Annotated in this window: 25 protein-coding genes; 17 read left to right on the top strand and 8 right to left on the bottom strand. The window is 27.9% G+C overall.

Annotated elements, in window-relative coordinates; translation table 11 throughout:
• Positions 1–50 precede the first annotated feature (50 nt).
• From KO506_RS02445 to KO506_RS02425, 5 genes are all read left to right on the top strand, one after another.
• Positions 51–1,001: a GSCFA domain-containing protein gene (locus KO506_RS02445; protein ID WP_215993309.1), complete on the top strand. Its 951-nt coding sequence runs from the start codon at positions 51–53 to the stop codon at positions 999–1,001.
• Between the two features lie 99 nt (positions 1,002–1,100).
• The gene (locus tag KO506_RS02440; protein ID WP_215993308.1) at positions 1,101–2,156 is read left to right on the top strand and encodes a hypothetical protein; all 1,056 of its coding nucleotides are present in this window, start codon (positions 1,101–1,103) and stop codon (positions 2,154–2,156) included.
• Positions 2,157–2,304: 148 nt separating this feature from the next.
• Positions 2,305–2,544 carry a hypothetical protein gene (locus KO506_RS02435; RefSeq protein WP_215993307.1) on the top strand — a complete coding sequence of 80 codons (240 nt, stop codon included), beginning with the start codon at positions 2,305–2,307 and terminating at the stop codon, positions 2,542–2,544.
• 40 nt (positions 2,545–2,584) lie between these two features.
• On the top strand, positions 2,585–4,687 hold the full coding sequence (locus KO506_RS02430; RefSeq protein WP_215993306.1) for a tetratricopeptide repeat protein: 2,103 nt from the start codon (positions 2,585–2,587) through the stop codon (positions 4,685–4,687).
• A gap of 25 nt (positions 4,688–4,712) precedes the next feature.
• Entirely contained in the window at positions 4,713–5,366 is a 654-nt protein-coding gene (locus KO506_RS02425; protein WP_215993305.1) for a response regulator transcription factor, read from the top strand.
• Positions 5,367–5,373: 7 nt separating this feature from the next.
• Here the strand turns inward: KO506_RS02425 and KO506_RS02420 are convergent, their stop codons facing one another.
• Together KO506_RS02420 and KO506_RS02415 are read right to left on the bottom strand one after the other, a co-directional pair.
• Positions 5,374–5,649, bottom strand: a complete 276-nt coding sequence (locus KO506_RS02420; protein ID WP_215993304.1) for a rhodanese-like domain-containing protein — start codon at positions 5,647–5,649, stop codon at positions 5,374–5,376.
• 47 nt (positions 5,650–5,696) lie between these two features.
• Positions 5,697–7,418 (bottom strand): aromatic amino acid hydroxylase, encoded by a 1,722-nt coding sequence (locus tag KO506_RS02415; RefSeq protein ID WP_215993303.1) that lies wholly within the window; start codon positions 7,416–7,418, stop codon positions 5,697–5,699.
• 185 nt (positions 7,419–7,603) lie between these two features.
• Here KO506_RS02415 and KO506_RS02410 point away from each other — a divergent pair, with 185 nt between their 5' ends.
• A complete protein-coding gene (locus KO506_RS02410; protein WP_215993302.1) occupies positions 7,604–7,870 on the top strand; it encodes a hypothetical protein in 267 nt (88 codons plus the stop codon).
• 81 nt (positions 7,871–7,951) lie between these two features.
• Here the strand turns inward: KO506_RS02410 and KO506_RS02405 are convergent, their stop codons facing one another.
• Positions 7,952–8,347 carry an ankyrin repeat domain-containing protein gene (locus KO506_RS02405; protein WP_215993301.1) on the bottom strand — a complete coding sequence of 132 codons (396 nt, stop codon included), beginning with the start codon at positions 8,345–8,347 and terminating at the stop codon, positions 7,952–7,954.
• A gap of 265 nt (positions 8,348–8,612) precedes the next feature.
• Between KO506_RS02405 and gpmI the strand changes: the two genes are divergently transcribed.
• The 5 genes from gpmI to KO506_RS02380 all read left to right on the top strand — a co-directional run bounded on the left by gpmI (position 8,613) and on the right by KO506_RS02380 (position 12,939).
• A complete protein-coding gene (gene gpmI, locus KO506_RS02400) occupies positions 8,613–10,130 on the top strand; it encodes a 2,3-bisphosphoglycerate-independent phosphoglycerate mutase (protein WP_215993300.1) in 1,518 nt (505 codons plus the stop codon).
• Positions 10,130–10,741 carry a thioredoxin family protein gene (locus KO506_RS02395; protein ID WP_215993299.1) on the top strand — a complete coding sequence of 204 codons (612 nt, stop codon included), beginning with the start codon at positions 10,130–10,132 and terminating at the stop codon, positions 10,739–10,741. Before gpmI ends, KO506_RS02395 begins: the two co-directional genes overlap by 1 nt.
• 162 nt (positions 10,742–10,903) lie before the next feature.
• The gene (map, locus tag KO506_RS02390) at positions 10,904–11,713 is read left to right on the top strand and encodes a type I methionyl aminopeptidase (protein ID WP_215993298.1); all 810 of its coding nucleotides are present in this window, start codon (positions 10,904–10,906) and stop codon (positions 11,711–11,713) included.
• Positions 11,714–11,757: 44 nt separating this feature from the next.
• On the top strand, positions 11,758–12,132 hold the full coding sequence (locus tag KO506_RS02385; protein ID WP_215993297.1) for a GxxExxY protein: 375 nt from the start codon (positions 11,758–11,760) through the stop codon (positions 12,130–12,132).
• 30 nt (positions 12,133–12,162) lie between these two features.
• Positions 12,163–12,939: a class I SAM-dependent methyltransferase gene (locus KO506_RS02380; RefSeq protein ID WP_215993296.1), complete on the top strand. Its 777-nt coding sequence runs from the start codon at positions 12,163–12,165 to the stop codon at positions 12,937–12,939.
• A 6-nt stretch (positions 12,940–12,945) separates the two neighbouring features.
• Here the strand turns inward: KO506_RS02380 and KO506_RS02375 are convergent, their stop codons facing one another.
• The 3 genes from KO506_RS02375 to KO506_RS02365 form a co-directional block, all read right to left on the bottom strand.
• Complete coding sequence (locus KO506_RS02375) at positions 12,946–14,265, bottom strand: hypothetical protein (protein ID WP_215993295.1); 1,320 nt, start codon at positions 14,263–14,265, stop codon at positions 12,946–12,948.
• A gap of 66 nt (positions 14,266–14,331) precedes the next feature.
• Positions 14,332–14,781, bottom strand: coding sequence for a hypothetical protein (locus KO506_RS02370; protein WP_215993294.1), 450 nt, complete (start codon positions 14,779–14,781; stop codon positions 14,332–14,334).
• A gap of 42 nt (positions 14,782–14,823) precedes the next feature.
• The gene (locus KO506_RS02365) at positions 14,824–15,807 is read right to left on the bottom strand and encodes an FAD:protein FMN transferase (RefSeq protein ID WP_215993293.1); all 984 of its coding nucleotides are present in this window, start codon (positions 15,805–15,807) and stop codon (positions 14,824–14,826) included.
• A 114-nt stretch (positions 15,808–15,921) separates the two neighbouring features.
• On the opposite strand from KO506_RS02365, the gene KO506_RS02360 reads away from it, so the two are divergent.
• Both KO506_RS02360 and KO506_RS02355 read left to right on the top strand, forming a co-directional pair.
• Entirely contained in the window at positions 15,922–16,773 is an 852-nt protein-coding gene (locus tag KO506_RS02360) for an OmpA/MotB family protein (RefSeq protein WP_252726755.1), read from the top strand.
• 170 nt (positions 16,774–16,943) lie between these two features.
• Positions 16,944–17,531, top strand: coding sequence for a PepSY domain-containing protein (locus tag KO506_RS02355; RefSeq protein WP_215993292.1), 588 nt, complete (start codon positions 16,944–16,946; stop codon positions 17,529–17,531).
• Positions 17,532–17,549: 18 nt separating this feature from the next.
• On the opposite strand, the gene KO506_RS02350 is transcribed toward KO506_RS02355, so the two are convergent.
• Complete coding sequence (locus KO506_RS02350) at positions 17,550–17,915, bottom strand: Na(+)-translocating NADH-quinone reductase subunit F (RefSeq protein ID WP_215993291.1); 366 nt, start codon at positions 17,913–17,915, stop codon at positions 17,550–17,552.
• Positions 17,915–19,267, bottom strand: a complete 1,353-nt coding sequence (locus KO506_RS02345; RefSeq protein WP_215993290.1) for a DEAD/DEAH box helicase — start codon at positions 19,265–19,267, stop codon at positions 17,915–17,917. The genes KO506_RS02350 and KO506_RS02345 overlap by 1 nt, the downstream gene beginning before the upstream one ends.
• A 100-nt stretch (positions 19,268–19,367) precedes the next feature.
• Between KO506_RS02345 and KO506_RS02340 the strand changes: the two genes are divergently transcribed.
• From KO506_RS02340 to KO506_RS02325, 4 genes are read left to right on the top strand one after another with little or no spacing between them, the layout of a single operon-like run.
• Entirely contained in the window at positions 19,368–20,132 is a 765-nt protein-coding gene (locus tag KO506_RS02340; RefSeq protein WP_215993289.1) for a TatD family hydrolase, read from the top strand.
• Between the two features lie 3 nt (positions 20,133–20,135).
• Complete coding sequence (locus KO506_RS02335; protein ID WP_215993288.1) at positions 20,136–20,843, top strand: hypothetical protein; 708 nt, start codon at positions 20,136–20,138, stop codon at positions 20,841–20,843.
• The gene (locus tag KO506_RS02330; protein WP_215993287.1) at positions 20,844–21,335 is read left to right on the top strand and encodes a methylated-DNA--[protein]-cysteine S-methyltransferase; all 492 of its coding nucleotides are present in this window, start codon (positions 20,844–20,846) and stop codon (positions 21,333–21,335) included.
• 55 nt (positions 21,336–21,390) lie between these two features.
• The gene (locus KO506_RS02325; RefSeq protein WP_215993286.1) at positions 21,391–24,768 is read left to right on the top strand and encodes a hypothetical protein; all 3,378 of its coding nucleotides are present in this window, start codon (positions 21,391–21,393) and stop codon (positions 24,766–24,768) included.
• The last annotated feature ends 24 nt before the right edge of the window (positions 24,769–24,792 follow it).

Here is a 24,792-nt window from a genome sequence, read left to right as displayed (position 1 = left end):
TATGTAAGTTCGTTTTTATTTGATAAATAGTAAAATTCACTTTTATAGAAATGAAACTACAAACAAAAATCGCCATTAAAAAAGAAACTAGAGCCCAAATTAATTACAACTCTAAACTGTTGTTGTTTGGCTCTTGCTTTTCTGATAATATTGGTCATCAATTAAACTATTTTAAGTTTCAATCATCTCAAAATCCGTTTGGTATTTTGTTTCATCCTATTGCAATAGAAAACTTAATCACAAATGCTATCAACCAAAAAAAATATGTTGAAGAAGATTTAATTTATCAAAATGAAATTTGGCATTCTTTTGATGCACATTCTAGCTTAAGTTCTTTAGATAAAAGTGAGATATTAAATCATTTAAATTCAGCAATTACAGTAACAAATAAAAAATTAGAGGAAGCATCACATATTGTGATTACATTGGGCACTTCTTGGGTTTACAGATATATTGAAAGTGATAAAATTGTAGCTAATTGCCATAAAATTCCGCAAAAAAAATTCTTAAAAGAACTCTTATCTGTTAATGAAATTACAGAAAGTTTAGCTTCAACAATTGCATTGATAAAATCTTTAAATAAGAATGTAACAATTTTGTTTACAGTTTCGCCTGTAAGACATTTAAAGGATGGTTTTATAGAAAACACACAAAGTAAAAGCCACCTAATTACAGCTATACATCAAGTAATTGATGAAAGAAAAAACACACATTATTTTCCTTCTTATGAAATTATGATGGATGAATTACGCGATTATCGTTTTTATACAGAAGATATGATTCATCCGAATAAAACTGCTGTAAATTATATTTGGGAAAGGTTTGTAGCAACTTGGTTTTCTGAAGCATCTAAACCAACAATGGCTACAATTGATGCAATTCAAAAAGGAATTTTACACAGACCTTTTAATGAGAATTCTGAACAACATCAACAGTTTCTTAAAAATTTAGAAGCAAAAAAAGATAAAATTCAGAAAGCGTTTTCTTTTATCAAATTCTAAAAACATCTTCCTTATTTATTTAAAATATACGTCATTTGACGTATTGTCTTAACTTTCATTATTAAAGATTTTTGTAGGGTAACTTTTAAAAATCATAAAATGAAAAAATTACTATTTTCAATTAGCCTTATATGTTTAACACTTTCTTTAAGTGCTCAAAGTATTGGTAATTTAAAAACCACTAACAAAAAGTGGGCATTTAAAACGATGAAAAAAGCATCTAAAAGAATCTATATAAATTCTTTTAATGTAAATTTTGAAGTATATAAAGAAGCAATAGACTTTAAAGCTGGAGGAAATGGAGGTAGAATTGGTGGCAACAATAGTAGTGCAACAGCAAAAGCCGCAGTTGGTTTAAGTGGTATTGACGGAAAATTAATGCAAGAGAAAACAAATTTGCTGTATAAAAATTACATGAAAAAATTAGAAGATGGAGGTTATGAAATTATTACTACAGAAGAAGTTGCAAAAGTTGATGCTATTAAAGATTGGGACAAAACAACGGGGCCTAATTTAATAGAAAACCTTACAGGAATTATTACTTGTGTACCAGAAAATTATACTTTTTATCATAAGAAAAAAGGTTTATTGGGTTTGGGGTGGAATATACAACCTAAACTTGCAAAACAACTAGGCAATGTAATTGTTGCTGATGTAAATTTATACGTAATTTTCTCTGAATCTGGTAATGATTGGATGAAAGGAAGAGCTGCAAAGGTAAAAATTAAAACAAATTTACGTTTGGCAGGAGAATACGCAATTACCATTCCTCAAAAATTTAAAGAAAAAAAATCTACTTTAGGTAAATTATTTGGTTCTGTAAAAATAAAAGGAGCATCTGATGTACATCGTGTAAATTCTAATATTGCTTTTTATGATCAAGTACAAGCTAATTATACTGGTAGTTTAAAAGAAGATTTAGAAATTAATGATATTGTAAAAAAACAAAAAATTGTTGCATACCAAAAACAAGGTTCTTTTGTACCAACTTCTTTTACCACGTTTTCTAATTACTTAGATGCTAAAGCTGATCGTTATTCTACAACCACAAAATGGATTGAAGTTGATGGAGATAAATATGCACAAGGCTTTTATAATGCTTGTAATGCATTTTTAGAAAATCAATTAGACGAAATATTACCTAAATTAAAATAGACATAAAAATTAAATGTTGTGAAAGGGAAAAAAATACGGCATTAGTCGTATTTTTTTTTGATGTAATTTCAATGATTTTTAGACAAAAAAATAACTAAAGAAAAAAATTATGACTACTAGACTAATTTTAACTCTAAATTTAATGAGTATGACAACATTACTTTTAAGTGTTTGGTTTCGTATTACTTATAACAAGTTAAAAAAAATAGAACAAAAAAAGATTGAACTTTTTCACAAAGAAATTCAACAAGAAAATAAACAGTTTAATTTATTAAAAGATAAATCTAAAAAAGTTGAACTTATTGAAGAATCAATTTTAAAAAAAATAAAAATCATTAAAGTTTCTTTAATAAACATTCATTTTTCTTTGGATGAAATTTTGAATTAAAATCTTTTCTTTAAATTGGTTACCTGATACTTATTGTTTTATGAAAAAAATTAAAACCATTATTCTTCAATTACTGCTAATCTATAGTTCTATCAATTTAGCTCAAACTACAAAAATTGATAGCTTGAAAAAAAGCTTAAAAACAACATCAGAAATTGACAAAAAAGCAAACACAATGATGTTATTGATCGATAATTATTTTAATCAAAATAAAGATTCTTCAGAATATTATATTAAGGAAGTAGTACAGCTAACCAAAAACAAACCAAGTTTAGAAAAAACTTATATAAATGCAATTCTAAAATATGCACAATTTTATATTGTTAAAGGAGATTATAACAAATCTGAAGAAAACTACAATAAAGCTTGGGCAAAATTAAAAGAAAACTACAACTACCAATTATACAGCAAATATTATGGAGATTTTGGAGTGTTACATTTTTACAAAGGTGATTTTAAAGGTGCTTTAAACAATTTCTCTAAAGCTTTAGAATTGGCAGAAAAAGAAAATATAAATGAAGATCAACTACGATTTTTGAACAATAAAGCACTTGCAATGTCTTATTTAGGAAAAGCTGAAGCCTCTTTAGATGTGCATAAAAAAGCCATTTCTTTAGCAGAAAAACTAAATGATTCTACTGCTCTTGGTAAATCTTTTAACAATATAGGTTTGATTTACGAAGACATGAAAGAATATGAAAAAGCGCTGGAATTTTATCTAAATGCTTTAGAAATTAAAAAAAATGGAACTAGCCAAATTGATGTTGCCAACAGTTTGTACAATGTTGCAGGCATGTATAAAGAAATTGGAGAGCAAGAGAATGACACTACTTTTTATAGCAAAGCAGAAAATTATTATCAGAAGTCTTTAAATATAGCCAATACTATAAATTATGGTAAAGTTATATTATTTAACAAAACAGGAATTGCCCAACTAGCAACTGTAAGAAATCAACCAAAAAAAGCTATTGAAATTTATAAATCTATACTACCAGATGCTATAAAAGCAAACGATAATCAAACTTTAAGAATTACATATTTAAATTTAGGTGTAAATTATTTAAAACTTAAAAATCTAAATATTGCAGAAAATTATCTACTACAAGCTTTACCAATTATAGAAAAAGCTAATAATCCATCAGATAATGCAAGTGTTTACAAAAACTTATCTTCTTTGTATGCAGAAAAAAAACAGTTTACAAAAGCGTATCAATATTTTAAAAAACAATATGATATTGAAAAGGATTTAACTAAAAACACCCTCAAAGAAAAAATTTCTGATTTCGAAATAAAATACAAAACAGAAAAGAAAGAGAAAGAAATAATAGTTCAAAGAAAACAACTTTTAGCACAAGAATTAGCTCTTAAAAACAGAACTTTATATCTAATTATTTTAATATTTACAGTTATAATTTTGGGTATCATCTTTTTTGGAGTTTATAAAAAAAATCAATTTAAAAGAAAACAATTACAAAAAGAAATTAATTTAAAAGAAGCACTTTCTAAAATAAAAACTCAAAATAGATTACAAGAACAACGTTTAAGAATATCAAGAGATTTACACGATAATATTGGATCTCAACTCACTTTTATTATTTCATCTATAGACAATTTAAAATATATTTCTAAAGATGCAAGCACTAAACTGAAAGACAAATTAACTAATATTAGCTCTTTTACAGGTGATACAATTCATCAACTAAGAGATACAATTTGGGCAATGAATAAAAGTCAAATTTCTGTAGAAGATTTACATACTAGAGTTTTATCATTTATAGAAAAAGCTAAAAATGCAGTTGATAAAACTGAATTTGAAATTGGCTTTAATATTGATAAAAACTCTAATTTTTCATCTTTAACTGGCATGAATGTTTTTAGAGTAATTCAAGAAGCCATTAATAATTCAATTAAGTATGCTGATGCTAAAAACATAAAAATTTCACTTTCTGAAACAAACAATTATTGTACAATTTCTATAATTGATGATGGTAAAGGTTTTGATTTAAATACAGTGCATTTAGGCAATGGCTTATCTAACATGGAAAAAAGGATGAGTGAAATTGATGGAAAAGTTACTATTATCTCTAAACCAAAAATTGGCACAGAAATTAAGTTAACCGTAAAATCTTTAAAAAGTATTTAACGTTTAAAAATAAATAAAGCTACCTATGAAACTGAAAATCTGTATTGCAGAAGACAATTATTTTTTAACTAAAGCAATCAAAGAAAAACTATCTTTTTTTGATGATATTACTGTAAAGTTTGATGCTAAAAATGGAGCTGAATTAATTGGTAAGCTTGAAGAAAACCACAATGTAGATGTTGTTTTAATGGATATTCAAATGCCAGTAATGGATGGCATTAAAGCTACAGAATTGGTTAAAAACAAATACCCTCAAATAAAGATAATAATGTTAACTGTTGTAGATGATGATGAATATGTTTTTAACGCTATAAAAGCTGGTGCAAATGGCTATTTATTAAAAGAAATAGACGCAGAAAAGCTTCATAAAAGTGTTTTAGAAGTTACCAAAGGTGGTGCTCCAATGACGCCAAGTATTGCTCTAAAAACTTTAAATTTATTACGTAATCCAGAATTTACAGCAACAATAAACACTGCCGAAAGCGATATAAAATTAACCAAAAGAGAAACAGAAATACTAATTCAGTTAAGTAAAGGATTAAACTATAATTCTATTTCAGATAATTTAAATATATCTCCTTCTACTGTAAGAAAACATATAGAAAACATATATAAAAAACTACAAGTACATAGTAAAGTAGAGGCTGTAATGAAAGCTAAAAAAAGTAACCTAATTTAGATTACTTTTATAAAAGTTCGTCTACATTTCCCCAAGGACCACCATTAATAACATCTACGCCATGGTTTTGTAAAAACTGTGTAGCTTGCCCACTTCTTGCACCACTTCTACAAACAGCAATTACAGGTTTGTTCCATGCTTTTATTTCATCTACATTATCAGGAATTGTTTGTAATACAATGTGTTTAGCACCTTCTGAGTGGCCTTCATTCCACTCTTCTACTGTTCTTACATCTAAAACAACTGCTCCTTTTTCTAAATATTCTTTAATTTCTGCACTCATATTTTTTCTTTTAAACAAGTTAAATAACCCCATAATATCTCTTAATTTTAGCACAAAGCTAATCCATTTTCTATTAACCTTGTGTAGCTTTTGTTACACTTTAACTGATGTAATGTTGCTAAAATTTCAGATTTAATCTTGTAATTATTTTGCAAAGCTAATTCATAGAGCTCTAAAATCAATAACCAATCCTTAGAAAATTTAGTTTTTAACTGATTAAAAATTTCTGTTATTTTTAATTCTGATACTGTATTACCTTCTCTCATTTCTTTTACTTGGTTGTATAAAAAATACAATGCTTTCTCATTTTCTGAATAGCTTATTTTGTGTGTTTTAACTTCAGAAACTTTACTTGTATCTTCAAAAGAGCCAACATCTGCAGGACCAGCATAAGCAGAAATTACTTCTTTACCAACAGCCATATCATATAAACCCCATTCTGGCTGAAAGAGCGTTTTTTCTTTATAAGTTACTGTGCAATTCGCAAATGTGATTATTAAAATTTTACCTCTTAAATCTCTAGTACCTGTTATTGCTTTTCCTTTTACTACTACTCCACTTTCGAACTCTAACGTCATAAACTCACCTTCGTAAATTCCGTAAGCTTTTAAATCTCTAGGACTCATGTCTTCTATTGGCAAATTAATTCCTTTTAATTTACCAATTGGGCTACCAAAACCATTAGCATGTTTTGTTGTTCCATGACCAATTAATTCTTTGTCTCTATTAGACAAAGCTGTTTTACCAATAGTTTGAAAATAAGCCACTTTGTTATTTTTAAATTGAATAACGCTATCAAAATTTCCAGAAATCTGAACTCCTGTTGTTAACTCTATAGTACCAATATTTTTAGAATCTATTAATTTTACAATTCCATTTAAACCTCCATTTCTCAGGGCCATTGTGTTTGCAAACTCATCTAAAACCAAACTTAAATAAGCAAAATCTGGAGTTACAAATAATTGAGGTTGTGGTTTAGTAATATCGAAATTCTTAGTGGCAGCTTCTATAGAGTAAGGCAGTTTTTTTACTTCATTTTGCATACACCAAGCACTTTCTCCAATAGATGATAAAAGTCCTGCTCCATAAATTTTAGGATCATTCAAAGAACCAATTAAACCATATTCTACAGACCACCAATGTAAATTTCTAATTTTAGCCATTTCTGATAATTCTTCCATATTATCTTGTAATTCTTCTACTTTTTTTTGCGCTTCTTTAACTTGCAACGCTGTAGAATTTGGGTCTTCTTTTAATATAGACAAAAGTCGGATGGCTTCATACATTTCATAATCTTTAGCAGATGATATGGCTTTGCTACCAATTTCTCCAAAACGTCTTAAATACTCAGCATATTCTGGATTTGCAATAATTGGTGCATGACCTGCAGCTTCGTGAATAATATCTGGTGCAGGTGTATATTCTATATGATTTATTGTTCTCATATCTGAAGCAATTACCAAAACATTATAGGCTTGGAATTCCATAAAAGCATTTGGAGGAATAAAACCATCCACAGAAACTGCTGCCCAACCAATTTCTTTTAAAATACGATTCATCCCCTCCATTCTTGGAATATTTTCTGTAGAAATTCCTGTTTTTTGCAAACCAGGCATGTATGATTTATGTGCAACCTTGCTTAAATAATCTATATTCATTCGCATTACATATCTCCAAACTGCTTGGTTTTGTGCTGTATATTCATCATAAGGTTGCTTTACAATAAATTTATGCAAATGTTTAGGCAGTTTTTGGGTTACTTCATTCATTTTTACATTTAATTTTGTTCTAGATACTTAAAAATATTATCTTATAAAATTACGGAATTTGTAATTAATGAACAGTTTTATCCTATTTAAAATTTATTTTAAACCAAAACAATCAATTATTTAATAATAACACAATTGTAACATTTAATCATTTTTTACTACCTATAATAAAAATAGATACTATTATGGGTTTTGGAGGTTCTGCAGCAGCAATGATTACAAGTTTAAAAAATAACAAAAGAACACGTGTTTCTACTTTTAAAAAAATGAAAGATTTTAAAGAAGGTAAAAACATTCAAGTTTCTTTTTCTAAAAAATCTACACCAGCACAACTCAAAAGAATAAGAGAAAAGCTACAATCAGAAAACAGAAAAAGATTAAGGAGATTTGCTATTATTTCTACTTGTCTTTTAATAATCGTCATTTACGTTATCGGCTTTGTAAAATTTTAAACAAAAAAAGGCAGTGATAAAAAATCACTACCTTTAATTTATTAATTTTGTAACACTATTTTAAGACGTCACAACTAATTTCTATTTCCTGTAAGCAGCTTTAATCACCTTTACTACATCTACTGCTTTAGACTGTTTTGCAATTTGTAAAGCTGTCATTTTTAAAGCCTTGTCAGATTTTGTATCTAATTTTGCTCCATTATCAATTAATAATTTTGCAATTTTAGATTTATTATATCTAGCAGCAAACATTAACGGAGTTAAACCTGTAGATTTTTTATTAACATTATGACCAGCTTCAATAAGTGCTTTTACAGCATCGTAATTTCCCATTTGTATTAATTTACAAAATGAGTTTACTGCATAACCAAATTTTGCTGATGCAACAGTTTGCTTATTTAAATCTAAAGAAGTTGCGTTACTTGAACTTGAGAATACGAATAAGCAGATAAATGTGCTTAAGATTATTTTTTTCATAATAGATAAGTTTTTAGGTTATTATATAATTTATGGTTGTTTGTATATATTTAATAGACCAAACTAAACCAACTATGTTTCAGAACTTTAATTCATTTAACAAGCGTTTAACGCATTCCTATATTTTATCTAAAAAAAAACTAAATTTATGTTAATATCACTATTATCACAGTTAAATATTAGTTTATTCTCAACTTTATCGGTTTCGTAGAATTTTAAAAATATCTCCAAAATCTTTCTTATTTTTACGTTATAAAACTATAAAATGAACAAGAAGGTTATCTTAATGATATTAGATGGTTGGGGAATTACACAAGACCCAAAAGTATCTGCCATATACAACGCAAAAACGCCATATATCAATTCTTTATATGACAAATATCCGAATGCACAATTAAGAACAGATGGTGAGCACGTTGGTTTACCTGAAGGACAAATGGGTAATTCAGAAGTTGGCCATATGAATTTAGGTGCTGGTAGAATTGTATACCAGAATTTAGCTAGAATTAACAAAGCTGTTAAAGAAAAAACCTTAGGTAAAGAAAAAGTATTATTAGATACTTTTAAATATGCCAAAGAAAACAACAAAAATGTTCATTTATTAGGCTTGGTTTCTAATGGAGGAATTCATGCACACATAGATCATTTAAAAGGTTTATTAGATGTTGCTAAAGAAAATGATGTTACTAATGTTTTCTTACATGCTTTTACTGATGGTAGAGATTGTGACCCAAAATCAGGAACATATTTCATTAATGATGTGCAAGAGTATATGACAAAAAGTGTTGGTGAATTAGCATCAATTACAGGTCGTTATTACGCAATGGATAGAGACAATAGATGGGAACGTATTAAAGAAACTTATGATGGTTTAGTAAATGGAATTGGTACAAAAACTACAGATGCTATTGCAACTTTAAATGCGAATTATGAAGCTGGTTTAACTGATGAATTTCACAAACCAATCATTATTACAAATGAAGACGGGTCTCCAAAAGCACAAATAAAAGAAGGTGATGCTATTATTTTCTTTAACTACAGAACAGATAGAGGTAGAGAATTAACAAACGTTTTAAGTCAGAATGATTTCCCAGAATTCGGAATGAAAAAATTAGACTTATACTACACAACAATTACAATGTATGATTCTTCTTTTAAAGGGATTAATGTAATTTATAATAACGATAATATCAAAAATACTTTAGGAGAAGTATTATCTGCAGCTGGCAAAAAACAAATCAGAATTGCTGAAACTGAGAAATATCCACACGTTACATTTTTCTTTTCTGGAGGACAAGAAGAACCTTTTGAAGGTGAATCTCGAATATTAAGAAATTCGCCAAAAGTAGCTACTTACGATTTAAAACCAGAAATGTCTGCTTATGAATTAAAAGATGCTCTTTGCGAAGATTTAGAAAAAGGTGAAGCAGATTTTGTTTGTTTAAATTTTGCAAATGGAGATATGGTTGGGCATACAGGAATTATGGAAGCAGCCATTAAAGCTTGTGAAACTGTAGATATTTGTGCCAAAGAAGTTATAGAAACTGGTTTAGCCAATGGTTATTCTACTTTACTAATTGCAGATCATGGAAACTGTGAGACAATGATGAACCCTGATGGATCTCCTCATACAGCACACACAACAAATCCTGTTCCTTTTATTTTAATTGATGATGAAATAAAATCAATTAAAAGCGGAATTTTAGGTGATATTGCTCCAACTATTTTAGATTTAATGGGTGTAAATCAACCAAAAGAAATGACACAAAAATCACTTTTATAATGCTTAAGAAAATCATATTTATATTTTTAACTACTATTATTTTTGCTTGTAATTCAAGTAAATCTACTGTAGAAAACAAAGAAACAGAAGTAGCAGAAAAAATTGTAAAAGCTAAAGAATACATTAAAGTAAAAGCCAAAAATGCAAATGCCACTAAAAACGATAGAGGTTATTTAATTGGTTTTGCAGATAAAAATTCTTTTGCAGATGCTTCTTATAAATCTTGGTTTAACAGCAGATATAGTGAGTATAATACCAATAAAGAAATTATAGAAAAACTAAAACCTATTATTAATGATTTTACCATTAAAGGTTTTATGGGTACTTGGTGTGGAGACAGCAAAAGAGAAACTCCACGTTTTTACAAAATTTTAGAAGAAACTGGTTTCGATTTAAATTATTTTGAATTAGTTACTGTAGGTAGAAACAAAAAAACACCAGATAATTTACAAGAAGGTTATAACATAATTAGAGTACCAACTTTTATTTTTTATAAAGAAGGTAAAGAAGTAGGACGTTATGTAGAATACCCTAGAGAAAATCTTGAAAAAGACATTTTAAAAATAGTTACAGGAGCACCTTATAAACATTCTTACGATAAGAGCGAATAACTGCTATTTTAGTAGATAAATTTCTAACACGAATTTCATAGATCAACAAAAATCTTTGAAATTCGTGTTTTCTTTTTTAACAATAAATTGCTTTTTTACTTGAGTTACATCAGCATATAATTATTAATAATTGTAGTAACTTTGCATTTCAATTATTAGAGAATGATTCATATTAAAACCAGAGAAGAAATAGAAATTATGCGCGAAAGTGCATTAATAGTTTCTAAAACTTTAGGAATGTTAGCCAAAGAAGTAAAACCTGGCGTAACTACTTTATATTTAGATAAACTTGCAGAAGATTTTATTAGAGAACAAGGTGCTATTCCTGGTTTTTTAGGTTTGTACGATTTTCCGAATACACTTTGTATGAGTCCTAATTCTCAGGTTGTTCATGGATTCCCAACAAACGAACCTCTACAAGAAGGCGATATTATTTCTATAGATTGTGGTGCGTTAAAAAATGGATTTTATGGTGATCATGCTTATACTTTTGCTGTTGGTGAAATTGATGCTGAAACCAAAAAATTATTAGAAGTTACCAAAGAGAGTTTATACGTTGGTATTAGAGAATTTAAAGTAGGCAAAAGAGTTGGAGATGTTGGTTATGCTATTCAGAATTTTACTGAGAAACACGGTTATGGAGTAGTTAGAGAATTGGTAGGTCATGGCTTAGGTAGAAAAATGCATGAAGACCCAGAAATGCCAAATTATGGTAGAAGAGGAAGAGGAAAAAAGTTTGTAGAAGGTATGGTTGTAGCTATTGAACCTATGACAAATATGGGAACTCACAAAATAAGACAACATTCAGATGGTTGGACCATTACTACTTTAGACAACAAACCTTCTGCACATTTTGAGCATGATGTTGCCATTGTTAACGGAAAACCAGAACTTCTTTCTACTTTTAAATATGTAAATGAAGCTTTAGGTATTGTTACTGATGAGGAAGACGAATTTCGACAAAATATTTAGACACGAATTTCGCAGATTTTCACGGATAAATTAATTTCAAGAAAATGAACAATTTACTTTACAAAGAAGAAACTTATAAAATTATAGGTATTTGTATGGAAGTTCATAATCAATTAGGAAAAGGATTTAATGAGATTGTTTATAGTGATGCTCTTGAAATTGAGTTGATTGATAACAATATTAAATATTCAAAAGAGAAAAAATTCAGTATCAGTTATAAAGGAAATATACTGCCTCATAAATATAGAGCAGATTTTATTATTAATGATAAAATAATTTTAGAGATTAAAGCTGTGCAATGTTTAACCTCTTCTCATATTAAACAAACATTAAACTACTTAGCCGTTTCTAGTCTTAAATTGGGTTTACTAATTAATTTTGGTGAAGATAGTTTAAAATATAAAAGAGTAATTTTATAACGCTATTATCAGTGTAAATCTGTGAAATCCGTGTCAAACAAAATCTTTAAATCCATATTAAATACAATTCCAAGACCTTTGCTAATAAAAGCAAGTTATTTAGTGCGTCCAATGATTGCATTAACTTTAAAAGGAAATCAATTTACAGATCCTATTGATGGCAAATCGTTTCGTAAATTTTTACCTTATGGTTATGGTAAACAGCGAGAAAATGCACTTTCTCCATCAACTTTATCATTAGAAAGGCATAGGTTAATGTGGTTGTTTTTAAAGGATGAAACCAACTTTTTTACATCAACCAAAAAATTAAAAACTTTACATATTGCCCCAGAACAATGTTTTTTAGATTTGTTTAGAAAACAGAAAAATCTAGACTACATTACTTCTGATTTAGAATCGCCAATTGCAGATGTTAAAGCAGATATTTGCGATTTACCTTTTAAAGACAATGAATTTGATGTTGTTTTTTGCAATCACGTTTTAGAGCACATTCCTGATGATAAAAAAGCAATGCAGGAGTTGTATAGAGTCTTAAAAAAAGGCGGATTTGGTATTTTTCAAATTCCGCAAGATATATCTAGAGAAACAACTTTTGAAGATGATTCCATTACAGATAAAAAAGAACGTGCTAAAATTTTCGGACAATATGATCATGTAAGAGTTTACGGAAAAGATTACTTTAACAGACTACGCTCTGTAGGTTTTAAAGTTGATGAAATAGATTATACCAAAAAAATATCCGAAGAAAAAGTAACACGATTTTGCTTAATGAAAGGCGAAATATTACCTGTATGTTATAAGAAATAACAGAAATTAATTAGAAAAACTTCTTAAAAATTCTGACATTTTTACTAAGCTCTCTTTCCCTAAAATAATTATTCCTTCTTGAGTTATTTGATAATTACCATTGTCTAATTTACTAACAATTGAATTACCAGAATACTTTTCAGCTTCATCTTTAGCTGCATTTACTTTTGTACCATTTTGGTTTATCCATATAACCTGATTACCTTTTAATGCTTGATATTTACTATTATGGAAAGCTCCTATGTATTGATAGCCTGAACTTGTACTTATAAAACTAGCATCTAAAGAACATAAAAAACCTTTTAAACCATAATCTTCTACACCATATAAAGGATGAATTCCTCCTCCTAAATGACCTCCAAAATTATACCATTCTTTTTCAATTTTAACCTGTTCGTCTTTATTATATTTGCCTATAGTTTCAAACTTTTTTAGTCTTTTAAGCAGATCTTCTAGATTTGCAACCTTAATTGTTTTTTTTACATTAAGGTCATAAACAAAAGCATTATGCGAATTGTTTGGATAGGTTACCAACCTTCCATTTCCTCTAGGTAACATTACTTTACCATAATGTGTAGATAGTGTATTAAAATCAGAGATACTAGGTATTTGAAAATTTACATTATTATTGGTATTGTAACTATACAATTTTGTAGGGTTAATAGCTTCATTTTTAAATATTACAAAACCATCAAAAGAAATAGCTTCTTTATATTCATTAGCTTCAAAAAGTATTTCTCCTTTATCATTTATAAGACCAAAAAAAGCACCTTTTGTAAATAAAGCAACTTTATTTTTATTAAAATTATAAATACTATCTACTTTAATAGATAAAGTTTCTGATTTATTTTTCCAAACTGTTTTTAGAGAATCTATTCTACGTAATTCTTTCTCTTTCTTTAAACGATCTTGTTCTATTTTATCTAATTTATCATTTATACTTTCTATATTCTCTAATATAAACACATAATTATCGGAATTATTTATAAAATCTTCAGAGGTCTTATTTTTACCATCGTTTAAATTAAAATATTGTTTAGAGTAAAATTTTGCTTTTTCTAAAAAAGCTAATTGGTCTTTTAAAGTTGGTTGCTTTTGGTAAGTTTCGAAGTAAACAGAAGCTCCTAAAGAAGCTATTTTTTTATCTGAAATTGTATCTGTGTATTTCATTGCTTTTTGAAACATTGTAAGGGCTGTTTCAAAATCTATACTTTCTGCTAAAACTTCATTTGCTTTTCTAATATACACATTTGCAATATCTTTATTAGTTTGTGCTTCAGTTACAACAAACATTAATAAACATATAACAACAACAATTTTCTTCATAAATAAACCTTTTTCTTATTTTTTGCAATATATACAATTTAATAAAAAAAAGCTGAAATTTAGGGGTTAAAACTTACCCATACTCTTTCTTCTAAGGGCATATCTTAATTTTTTAAGATCGCTTTTTGCATGAGTGTACAATTCTAAGTTATCTTCATAATCATTAGAATTTTTATTTTTTGCGAGTGAAAAATATTGTTTAGAGTATTTATTAGAAATTTCTAAAAATCGAATTTGTCTTTGAATGGTACTTTGAGTATGATGAATTTCGTAATAAGATCTTGCACCTAAACTTGCTACATTTTTATCTGTAATAACATCCATATACTCCATAGCTTTATTAAAATTGATAAGCGCTTCTGCATAATCTATACTTTTTTCTATAGCTGCATTGGCCTTTCTAATATATGAATAAGCTATTTTTTTGTTCGATTGAGCATTTATTTGCAAACTACTGCAAACACAAATAATTAAAATAAATAATAGTTGTTTAAAGTTTATATTTTTTAAAAGCATAAAAAGTTAACGATTTAAGTAATTAACGACCTGTATTATAATTTAGTATGTTGAAAATTCTAGTAAAGAACCATCTGTATCTGCATAAATTAAAATTACTTTAATTTCTGAATGTTTCTCTAAAAATTCTTTTGTTTTTTCTAAGCCCATAGCCATAAAAGCAGTTGCATAAGCATCTACATCTGCACAATCTGATGCAGCAATTACAGAAGCACTTAATAAATTACTCTCTGTAGCTAAACCAGTTTTAGGGTTTATGGTGTGTACATATTTTTTTCCATCATCTGTAATTCTAAACTTTCGATAATTGCCAGAAGTTGCCATAGATTTATTAGAAAGGTTTATTATTTTAAAACCATCATTATCATCAGCTTTAACAGGATTAACTAATTTTATTATCCAAGGTTCTTTGTTATTTTTTAATCCTTTTGCTTTTATTTCTCCGCCAATTTCTATAAGGTAACTATCAATTTGCCTAGCATCAAAGAAACGAGATACAATATCTATTCCAAAACCTTTAGCAATTGAATTAAAATCTAAATATACCTGAGATTTTTCTTTTACAATTGTACCATTTTTTAAAACAACTTTATCTAAACCAACAAATTGCATACTGCTATCTATTTCTTTACTTGTTAGATTTATCTTTTCTTTTTTAGGGCCAAAACCATATGCATTTACCAAATTACCCACTGTAGGATCAAAAAAACCATTAGTTTCTTTATGTATTCTTTTCGATTTTTTAAAAACTTCTGTAAAAATATCATCAATAATTACATTATTTTCCCCAGCATTTACTTTGGATATATCTGAAGTAGGAATATAAGTTGATACAGAATTATTAATCACCAAAAACAGACTATCTAAAGATTTTTGATAATTTTTAGATGCATTTAAATAAGTAATTTTATAAGTGGTTCCAAAAACACCACCTTTTAAAATATAGTCTTGGTTTTTAATCTCTTTTTTACAAGAGATAAAGAGTAATAGGGCTAAAAAAAATAATACATTCTGTATTGCTTTCATAAATCTGTTTCTTCTTTTTTGCAAAAATAGTATATAAAATTTTCACAAAATCGTATTTATACTACTAATTATCTACTGATTTTGTTAAATTTGTAGTCGAATTTAATTTTTTAAATGATGAAAAAAATAACAGCATTATTAATATTGTCTGTAATCTTAGTAAGTTCTTGTGTATCTAAAAAACAGTATGCACAATTAGAATCTACTCACGCAAAAACAAAAGATGAATTGTTAAAAGTTGAAACAACTTTACAAAAATGTTTGATAGACCAAGAGAAAAAAAACACGCAAGTATCTTCGCTTACAGAGCAAGTATCTTCTTTAAAAGAAGACAAAAAAAATGCTTTAAAACAAGTTGAAAACTTAACAGTTTTATCTAAATCATCTTCTGATGGTATAAACAAAGTAATTGCTCAATTAAGCGAAAAAGATAAATACATTAACGGTATTAGAAGAGCAATGACTCAAAAAGATTCTTTAAACCTTGCTATTAAATTTCACTTAACTAAGAATTTAACAGACGGTATACAAGATGAAGATATTACTGTAAATGTAGAAAAAACAGTAGTATTTATCTCTATTTCTGATAAACTTTTATTTAAAAGCGGTAGTTATAATGTAACTGATAACGCTTATACAGTTTTAGAGAAAATTGCCAAAGTTATTAAAGGACAACCAGAAATGGAAGTTATGATTGAAGGGCACACAGATTCTACACCAATTAAAAGAAACATAATACAAGATAACTGGGATTTATCTGCTTTAAGAGCAACTTCTATTACTCGTATTTTACAATATAAATACGGAGTACAACCACAACGTTTAATTGCAGCTGGTAGAAGTCAGTATATACCTTTAGTAGAAAATGATACTAAAGAAAACAAAGCAAAAAATAGAAGAACAAAAATTATTATTATGCCTAAATTAAATCAGTTTTTTGAATTATTAGAGCAAGATGCAGAGTAATTTTATTCTTTAATATCTTATTAAAAACCAACTTTAAAAGTTGGTTTTTTTTTGTTTTTAAAAGTTAAACTTAAAAAAATGAACTCTTTTAACTTTTAATTTGCATAAAATAATACCCATAAATTATATTATTGCTGAACAGCTACTGATTTAGAATCGTAAGAAAAACAATGGGCATTAAAAATAAAAGGCAAAAGCAAGCAAAATTATTAAGGATTTTTAGAAAAGTTCACAGAAAGACAGGTGCTTTACTATTCATTTTTTTCTTTTTTATATCTGTAACCGGACTTTTATTAGGTTGGAAAAAGCATAGTAATGGCATTATTTTATCAAAATCTTACCAAGGAACATCAATAGATCTTAAAAATTGGCTACCAATAGATAGTTTACATAAAAATGCTTGTAAAATCCTACACGATTCAATATCGCCTAAACTCTCATCAAAAATAGATCGAATTGATATCAGAAAAAATAAAGGTATGGTAAAATTTATTTTTGAAGATCATTATTGGAGCATTCAACTTGATGGTGCAACAGGTCAATTATTACATATTGGGCAAAGACGTTCTGATTATATTGAAAACATCCATGATGGATCTATACTTGACAAGTATTTTGAAACAACAAATGGACAAATAAAACTAATATATACGTCTGTAATGGGACTTGCGCTAATAAGTTTTACCATTACTGGTTTTTGGCTTTGGTACGGTCCTAAACGAATGCGAAAAAAAAGAACCGTTAAAAGTATCGAATAACGACAATTTAACAAAAACCTACTCCAAAACTTTAACAAAGTCTTCAAAAGCCACATAATAAGGTTGGTCTTTAAAAACAGGGCTTTCAACACTTTCTGCATTTGCAATTCCTACACCTGCAAACCAAACTTTAGCATTTTGTTTTTTTGCGTGATTTATAAAAGTTTCCATCCAAAAGGTATCATATTCATTTGGGTTATGTAGGTTATCTGTAGCTTTTACCAATACAAAAATGGTAGGTTCTCCTTTTTTAAATAACACAAACTGAGGGTGTCTTTTTAACTGACTATTAATGGATTGGAACTCATACCCCATTTTTGTAAGCTTTTCACCAACAATATTCATCGCTAAATTATGCAATTCTTGTGCTGTTAAAATCTGCATTATTTCTTCTTATTTCGTCTATTGTAATTTTTATCTCCTCTTGTTTTAGGCTTCTTATATTTCTTTGCAATTTCTCTTCTGTAAGAACCTCCTAAATTCACTTTACTATTCTTTTCACTCTTTTCATGAAAAGCTGGGCCAGGCACATATTCTTGTCCTGTTCTGTTTTTAGATTGTTCTCTATCTTCACTTGGTCGTTCATCTTCCGTTAATAATTTCGAAATTTCTACTTCTTCTGGCAATTCTAAAACTGGAATTTTATAATCCATTAAAGTTTCTATTTCGTCTTTAGGTTTTTGCTCTTTTTCTGTAGATAATAAAATTGTTTTACCCGCTTTTTCTGCTCTACCAGTTCTACCTATTCTATGCATATAGTTTTCAGGAAAATCTGGCGTATCAAAATTAATAACGTGACTCACATTATCAAAATCTAAACCACGAGCCATAACATCTGTAGCTACTAAAATTCGGTTATTACCTTCATCAAACTGACGAATAGAACGTATTCTGTAATTCTGGGTTTTATTAGAATGTATTACACAAGTTTCGCTACCAAAAACTTCTTCTAAATGTTTAAACAAATAATCTGCAGTTCTTTTAAAACCTACAAATATTAACACCTTATTGTACGTTTCTTTATCACTTAAAAGATGATTTAACAAGTTTACTTTGGTAAAAAAATTGGGAATATTATAAGAAACCTGCTCTATATTATCTAATGGAGTTCCACTAACTGCAATAGATATTTTCTGCGGATTTTTAAAAAAATCGTAAATTAAAGCATCTACATCTTCTGTCATAGTTGCAGAAAACAGTACGTTTTGTCTTCTTTCTGGTAGAATATCAAAAATATTCATCAACTGAAAACGAAAACCTAAATCTAACATTACATCTACCTCATCAATTACCAATTTCTGAATTGATTTTAGCTTTAAAGCATTACTTAAACCTAAATCGTACAAACGTCCAGGAGTTGCCACAATAATATCTTGACCTTGTAAAATGGCTTGTTTTTGTGTGTTGATATTTGCACCACCATAAACACCCAAAACTCTTGTATTAATGTATTTTGATAATTTTTCAATTTCATCTACAACTTGCAAAACCAATTCACGAGTGGGTACTAAAACCAAAACTCTTGGATGCAATTGTTTCGAAAATTTTAAATCACGTAAAATTGGCATCATATACGCAAAGGTTTTTCCTGTACCTGTTTGCGCAATTCCTACAACATCTTTACCAGATCTTACTACAGAAAATGCTTGCTCTTGAATTGGAGTTGGGGTTGTAAAACCCAAATCGTCAATAGCATATTGTAACTGATTTGATAAGTCTAAATCTTGGAAAGTCATTTTGTATATTTTCTGCAAAGATACAGATTATAAAGATGACATCTTTTGATTTTATACGCTCTAATATTCTTAATTTTGTTGATGAAAATCGACCTAAATAATGATTACAGATACGCATACCCATTTATATTCAGAACAATTTAACGAAGACAGAAAAGCAATGATTCAACGCGCAAAAGACGCTGGTGTTACTCGTTTTTTTATTCCTGCAATAGATTCTAATTATACAGACAAAATGCTAACTTTAGAAAAAGAAAATCCGAATTCTGTATTTTTAATGATGGGCTTACACCCAACTTCTGTTAAAGAAAACTACTTAGAAGAATTGGCCCACGTAAAAAAATGGATCGATAAAAAACAATTCTATGCCATTGGCGAAATTGGTATGGATTTGTATTGGGACAAAACTTTTTCAACACAGCAACAAGAGGCTTTTAGAACGCAAATTCAGTGGGCAAAAGAAAAGAAAATGCCTATAAATATACATTGTAGAAATGCTTTTGATGAAGTTTTTGAAGTGCTAGAATCAGAAAAAAGTGATGATTTAAGAGGAATTTTTCATTGTTTTACTGGCACATTAGAGCAAGCTCAACAAGCCATTTCTTACAATATGAAATTAGGAATTGGTGGTGTTGCAACTTTTAAAAATGGTAAAATTGATAAATTTTTAAACCAAATTGATATTAAACACATTGTTTTAGAAACAGACGCACCTTATTTGGCTCCTACTCCATTTAGAGGAAAAAGAAATGAGTCTGCTTACCTTACTAATGTTGTTGATAAATTGGTAGATATTTACGGACTTTCTTACCAAGAAATTGCAGAAATTACGACTCAAAATTCTAAAGACGTTTTTGGAATTTAGATTATGACTTTAAACACTGTTGAAATAAAATCTAACTTTTGGTCCTTTGATCATCCAATAACATATTTAACATTAAGTCTAGGAATTCTTGTAGTTAGTATTGCTATGGTAAGTTTAAATAATGAATATTTATCCATAGAAATAATAGATACTATTTTCTCTTCATTAATTTTTATTTCTGGTTTAATATTAATTTTTTCATTTTTCATTTTGAAATTTTCTAAAGAGAATATTAAAATTATAAATACAGGTTTTTTAAAAATTACGGAAGACGAATTTATCATTAACAACTCAAAAAATATTCATTTCAACTCAGTTACATATTTAAATCTTAGTATTACAGAATATAGAGGAGAATTAAAACATCATAATGAATTCGGATCTGGATTAAAATCAGGAACAGATAATTTTATTACTATAAAAACTGATACAGAAAAAATTAAAAAAAGAATTCTGATAAACTCTGAAAGAGAAATAACAACTTTAAATTATTTTCTTGCGAGTCAAATCATCAAAAATAAGTTTACGAAAATAAATATTAAAAAGTTAATTTCTATTTTTAGTGATGATTTTAAAAAGACCATAGAATCAAGAAATTTTATGGCCTCTAAAATAAAAGAAGGAGAAATTAACAGCACAGAAGGCTTATTAATGATGAATTATTCATCGGATAAAGAAGCCAAAGAATTAAGAAAAAAATATAATTTATAATTGAATTCACAAACCACATACTACAAAACACCAATTGGTATTGCTGAAATTATTGGCGACAAAAACGGAATTCAATCTATTAAAGTTTTAGATGATGATTCAATTTCTATAGAGCTTTTAAAAACAGAAATTCCTGAGGTTTTGCAAGATTGCGTCACACAATTAGAAGAATATTTTAAGGGAGAAAGAGCCAGTTTTAACTTAACTGTAAATCCTAAAGGAACTTCTTTTCAGAAAAAAGTTTGGAAAGCCTTATTAGATATTCCTTATGGAAAAACAAGAACCTATTTACAACAAAGTAAATTTTTAGGCGATATAAAAGCCATAAGAGCAGTAGCTTCAGCAAATGGAAAAAACCCACTTTGGATTGTAATTCCTTGCCATAGAGTAATTGGTTCTGATGGTTCTTTAACAGGTTATGCAGGCGGAATTTGGCGTAAAAAATGGTTGTTAGCTCACGAAAACCCTGTAAAACAACAATCTCTTTTTTAATTTTATTTTCTTAAAACATAAAAACATATTTTTACGTTAGCTTCTTATAGTTTCTATGTTTAAAAAAATATTCTTTTATTTTATCCTTTTCTTTGGATTATCAATTCAGAGTCAAACTAAATCTACAGATTATAGAAAGAAAATTATTGAGGTAAAACAAGACACCATTCAATTAGATTCTGTGGCTTTAAATCCGCAAGAATTTAAAATTTTTGATGATAAACAACTCCTAATTCCTTCTAAGAATTACAACATCAACTTTAGCAAAGCCATCTTAATTATCAACCAAAAAAAATACAAAAAAATTACAGTTGAATATTTTAGATTACCCGATTTTATAACCAAAATCTATACTCCTTTTGATGAAAAACTCATCTTACAAAACAATACAAATCAAGGTAAATTATACAGTTTAACTACTAACAAAAACAAATCAGATGTTAAACTTTTTGATGGTTTACAAACCAAAGGTTTTATAGCAAGGGGTTTAACTTCTGGGAACAATCAAAATGCGGTAACTAATTCTGCGCTAGATTTAGAAATATCTGGTAAACTTTCTAAAGAAGTAACTTTAAGAGCAAATATTTTTGATACTAATATTCCTGTTCAAAATAATGGAGTATCTCAAAACTTAACCGATTTTGATCGTATTTTTATAGAAATGTTTACTGATAATTGGCGTGTTAGAGCAGGAGATTTATCACTTAAAAACACAGAAACTTTCTTCTTTCCGTTCGCAAAACAAGTTTCTGGTTTGGAAGTAGAAGCCAATGTAAACGACAATTTAAAAGTGGCTGCATCTGGAGCTGTGGTTAGAGGTAAATTCAACACTTTTAATTTTACAGGTGTAGAAGGCAACCAAGGACCTTATAAAATTTACGGTGCAAATAATGAATCTGTTATTTTAATGATAGAAGGTTCAGAACAGGTTTATGTAAATGGTTCTTTAATAAAAAGGGGTGAAAACGAAGATTATACCATCAATTATAATTTGGGTGAAATATCTTTCAATACTACATATCCTATTACAAATGATATGCGAATTTGGATAGATTTTCAATACGCAGAAAGAAATTACACACGTTTTATTACCTACGATAAAGCCGAATATAAAGGAGAAAGATTTAGTCTTGCTGGTTATTTTTATTCTGAAAATGATGCTAAAAATCAACCTCTACAACAGAGTTTATCTACAGAACAAAAAGAAATTTTAGCCAATGCTGGTAATAATGAAGCTGCTATGTTTTCTGAAAGTGCTTTTTTAGATGTGTATGATGAAAACAAAATTCTCTACAAAAAAGTAACTAATGGCCTACAAGAATATTTTGAATATTCTACCAATGAAAATGACGAATTATACACTGTAACTTTTACAAATGTTGGTACTAATAATGGAGATTATGCTTTAGATGATACCATTGCAACAGGAAGTATTTTTAGTTTTGTGGGCACAAATTTGGGTGATTATAGCCCAATTACAAAGTTGGTTGCACCTACAAAATCGCAATTATTTATTGTAAAATCTGCTTTAAATACTTCTAAAAAAACCACTTTAGACACTGAAATTGCAATAAGTAATAGAGATGCCAACTTGTATTCTGCTGTAGATGATGAAAACAATATTGCAGTTGCAACAAAACTAAATTGGGAGCAAACTTTAATTGATAAAAGCTGGAAATTAACCAGTAAAATTAGTCACGAATATGCACAAGAAAACTTTTATTCTGAGCAAGGTTATGAACCTGTAGAATTTAATAGAGATTGGAATATTTTAAGCAATAATGCTACTAAAAACTATTTTCAATCTCTATTAAATCTAACCAATAAAAAAGAAGATTATCTTAGTTATCAATTTTATAATTTAACTTACAACAATGGTTTTAAAGGAACTAAACATCAATTAAAATCAAAAATTAAAGCTAATAAAACTAGTTTTTTTGTTGACGGAAGCTTTTTATCTAACACTTCTAATATAGAAGACAATTCATTTTTTAGAGCTCAAGCAAAGGCAGAACATTCATTTAAAAAATCTTGGTTGGGTACTTTTATCAATTTCGAAACCAATTCTAGAAAAGACGTAACAACCAATCAATTTATAAATACAAGTCATCGTTTTAAAGAATATGAAGGTTATTTTGGTGTTGGTGATTCTACAAAAATATTTGCGAAAATTGGTTATAATTTTAGAAACAACGACAGTATAAAATCGAATCAGTTTGCAGAAATTAATAACAGAAAAACAATTTATATTAATAGTAAACTCATCAAAAATAAAAACACCAATTTAAGTGTGTATGCTAATTATAGAATTACAGAAAATAATTTTTCTGATGATGAAAAAGCACTAAACTCAAGAGTCGTTTTTAGTCAAAAATTATTCAATAATTTTATCAATTTAAGTACAGTTTATGAAACTTCTTCTGGTAATGTAGCTCAACAAGATTATATTTATGTTCAGACTGAACCTGGTTTGGGTTTTTATACTTGGATTGATTATAATAACGACGGAATTAAAGATTTTAATGAATTCGAAATTGCTCAATTTCAAGACCAAGCCAATTATTTACGTTTACCAAAACCTAATTTAAGTTTTATTGCTACTCAACGTGCAAAATGGAATCAAACTATTACCTTAAATCCAAGAAATTGGGCAACAAAAACAGGTTTTAAAAAACTAATTTCTCACTTTTATAATCAGAGTTATTTATCTGTAGAAAATGAACAAGAAAGAACTGCAAATTCGTTTCAATTAAATCCTTTTGATTTTAATGAGAATTCATTAATTGGTTTGAATTTAAATATCAGAAATAGTTTGTACTACAACAAAGATTTACAAAAACATAGTATGACTTTCACTTATGGGAATTCAAAATTAAAACAGCAATATTTTATTGGTAATCAAGAAAATAACATAAACCTTCATCAATTAGATTATAGCCATAAATTTGCTGATTTCTGGTTAATAGATTTAATGACAAAAACATCATTGAACACTTTAGAAACTGAAAATTTCACAAACAGAAACTACGAAATTAATGCAAATGAAGTTCAGCCAAAAATTAGTTTTTTATACAATGAAAACAATCGATTTTCTGCATTTTATCACTTTAAAAACAAACAAAACAAATTAGAAGATTTCGAAACTTTACATCAACAAAAATTTGGAGTAGAGTATTTTTACATCAGCAAAAAGAAAAATCAAATATCTGCGAACATAAATGTCTTTTTAAATGATTTTACAGGAGACGCAAACACACCTGTTGCCTACCAAATGTTAGAAGGTTTGCAAGCTGGTAAAAACTATACTTGGAGCTTACTATTTAACCGAAAACTAAACGCTTTTTTAAACCTAAATTTAAATTATTTAGGTAGAAAAAGTGAGAACTCTAAAACCATACATACAGGTAGTGTGCAATTAAGAGCTAATTTTTAATAATCTTGGTAAGGTTTTTGATAA

It is taken from the genome of Polaribacter vadi (genome assembly GCF_018861005.1).
Classification (GTDB): Bacteria; Bacteroidota; Bacteroidia; order Flavobacteriales; family Flavobacteriaceae; genus Polaribacter; species Polaribacter vadi_A.
Note: the sequence above shows the minus strand (reverse complement) of the source record. Positions and strands in the feature narration are given on the sequence as shown.

Excerpts from the sequence above, each read along its gene's own strand:
- KO506_RS02445 (WP_215993309.1), top strand. The coding sequence starts at position 51 with ATGAAACTACAAACAAAAATCGCCATTAAAAAAGAAACTAGAGCCCAA.
- KO506_RS02440 (WP_215993308.1), top strand. The coding sequence starts at position 1,101 with ATGAAAAAATTACTATTTTCAATTAGCCTTATATGTTTAACACTTTCT.
- KO506_RS02435 (WP_215993307.1), top strand. The coding sequence starts at position 2,305 with ATGACAACATTACTTTTAAGTGTTTGGTTTCGTATTACTTATAACAAG.
- KO506_RS02430 (WP_215993306.1), top strand. The coding sequence starts at position 2,585 with ATGAAAAAAATTAAAACCATTATTCTTCAATTACTGCTAATCTATAGT.
- KO506_RS02425 (WP_215993305.1), top strand. The coding sequence starts at position 4,713 with ATGAAACTGAAAATCTGTATTGCAGAAGACAATTATTTTTTAACTAAA.
- KO506_RS02420 (WP_215993304.1), bottom strand. The coding sequence starts at position 5,649 with ATGAGTGCAGAAATTAAAGAATATTTAGAAAAAGGAGCAGTTGTTTTA.
- KO506_RS02415 (WP_215993303.1), bottom strand. The coding sequence starts at position 7,418 with ATGAATGAAGTAACCCAAAAACTGCCTAAACATTTGCATAAATTTATT.
- KO506_RS02410 (WP_215993302.1), top strand. The coding sequence starts at position 7,604 with ATGGGTTTTGGAGGTTCTGCAGCAGCAATGATTACAAGTTTAAAAAAT.
- KO506_RS02405 (WP_215993301.1), bottom strand. The coding sequence starts at position 8,347 with ATGAAAAAAATAATCTTAAGCACATTTATCTGCTTATTCGTATTCTCA.
- gpmI (WP_215993300.1), top strand. The coding sequence starts at position 8,613 with ATGAACAAGAAGGTTATCTTAATGATATTAGATGGTTGGGGAATTACA.
- KO506_RS02395 (WP_215993299.1), top strand. The coding sequence starts at position 10,130 with ATGCTTAAGAAAATCATATTTATATTTTTAACTACTATTATTTTTGCT.
- map (WP_215993298.1), top strand. The coding sequence starts at position 10,904 with ATGATTCATATTAAAACCAGAGAAGAAATAGAAATTATGCGCGAAAGT.
- KO506_RS02385 (WP_215993297.1), top strand. The coding sequence starts at position 11,758 with ATGAACAATTTACTTTACAAAGAAGAAACTTATAAAATTATAGGTATT.
- KO506_RS02375 (WP_215993295.1), bottom strand. The coding sequence starts at position 14,265 with ATGAAGAAAATTGTTGTTGTTATATGTTTATTAATGTTTGTTGTAACT.
- KO506_RS02370 (WP_215993294.1), bottom strand. The coding sequence starts at position 14,781 with ATGCTTTTAAAAAATATAAACTTTAAACAACTATTATTTATTTTAATT.
- KO506_RS02365 (WP_215993293.1), bottom strand. The coding sequence starts at position 15,807 with ATGAAAGCAATACAGAATGTATTATTTTTTTTAGCCCTATTACTCTTT.
- KO506_RS02360 (WP_252726755.1), top strand. The coding sequence starts at position 15,922 with ATGATGAAAAAAATAACAGCATTATTAATATTGTCTGTAATCTTAGTA.
- KO506_RS02355 (WP_215993292.1), top strand. The coding sequence starts at position 16,944 with ATGGGCATTAAAAATAAAAGGCAAAAGCAAGCAAAATTATTAAGGATT.
- KO506_RS02350 (WP_215993291.1), bottom strand. The coding sequence starts at position 17,915 with ATGCAGATTTTAACAGCACAAGAATTGCATAATTTAGCGATGAATATT.
- KO506_RS02345 (WP_215993290.1), bottom strand. The coding sequence starts at position 19,267 with ATGACTTTCCAAGATTTAGACTTATCAAATCAGTTACAATATGCTATT.
- KO506_RS02340 (WP_215993289.1), top strand. The coding sequence starts at position 19,368 with ATGATTACAGATACGCATACCCATTTATATTCAGAACAATTTAACGAA.
- KO506_RS02335 (WP_215993288.1), top strand. The coding sequence starts at position 20,136 with ATGACTTTAAACACTGTTGAAATAAAATCTAACTTTTGGTCCTTTGAT.
- KO506_RS02325 (WP_215993286.1), top strand. The coding sequence starts at position 21,391 with ATGTTTAAAAAAATATTCTTTTATTTTATCCTTTTCTTTGGATTATCA.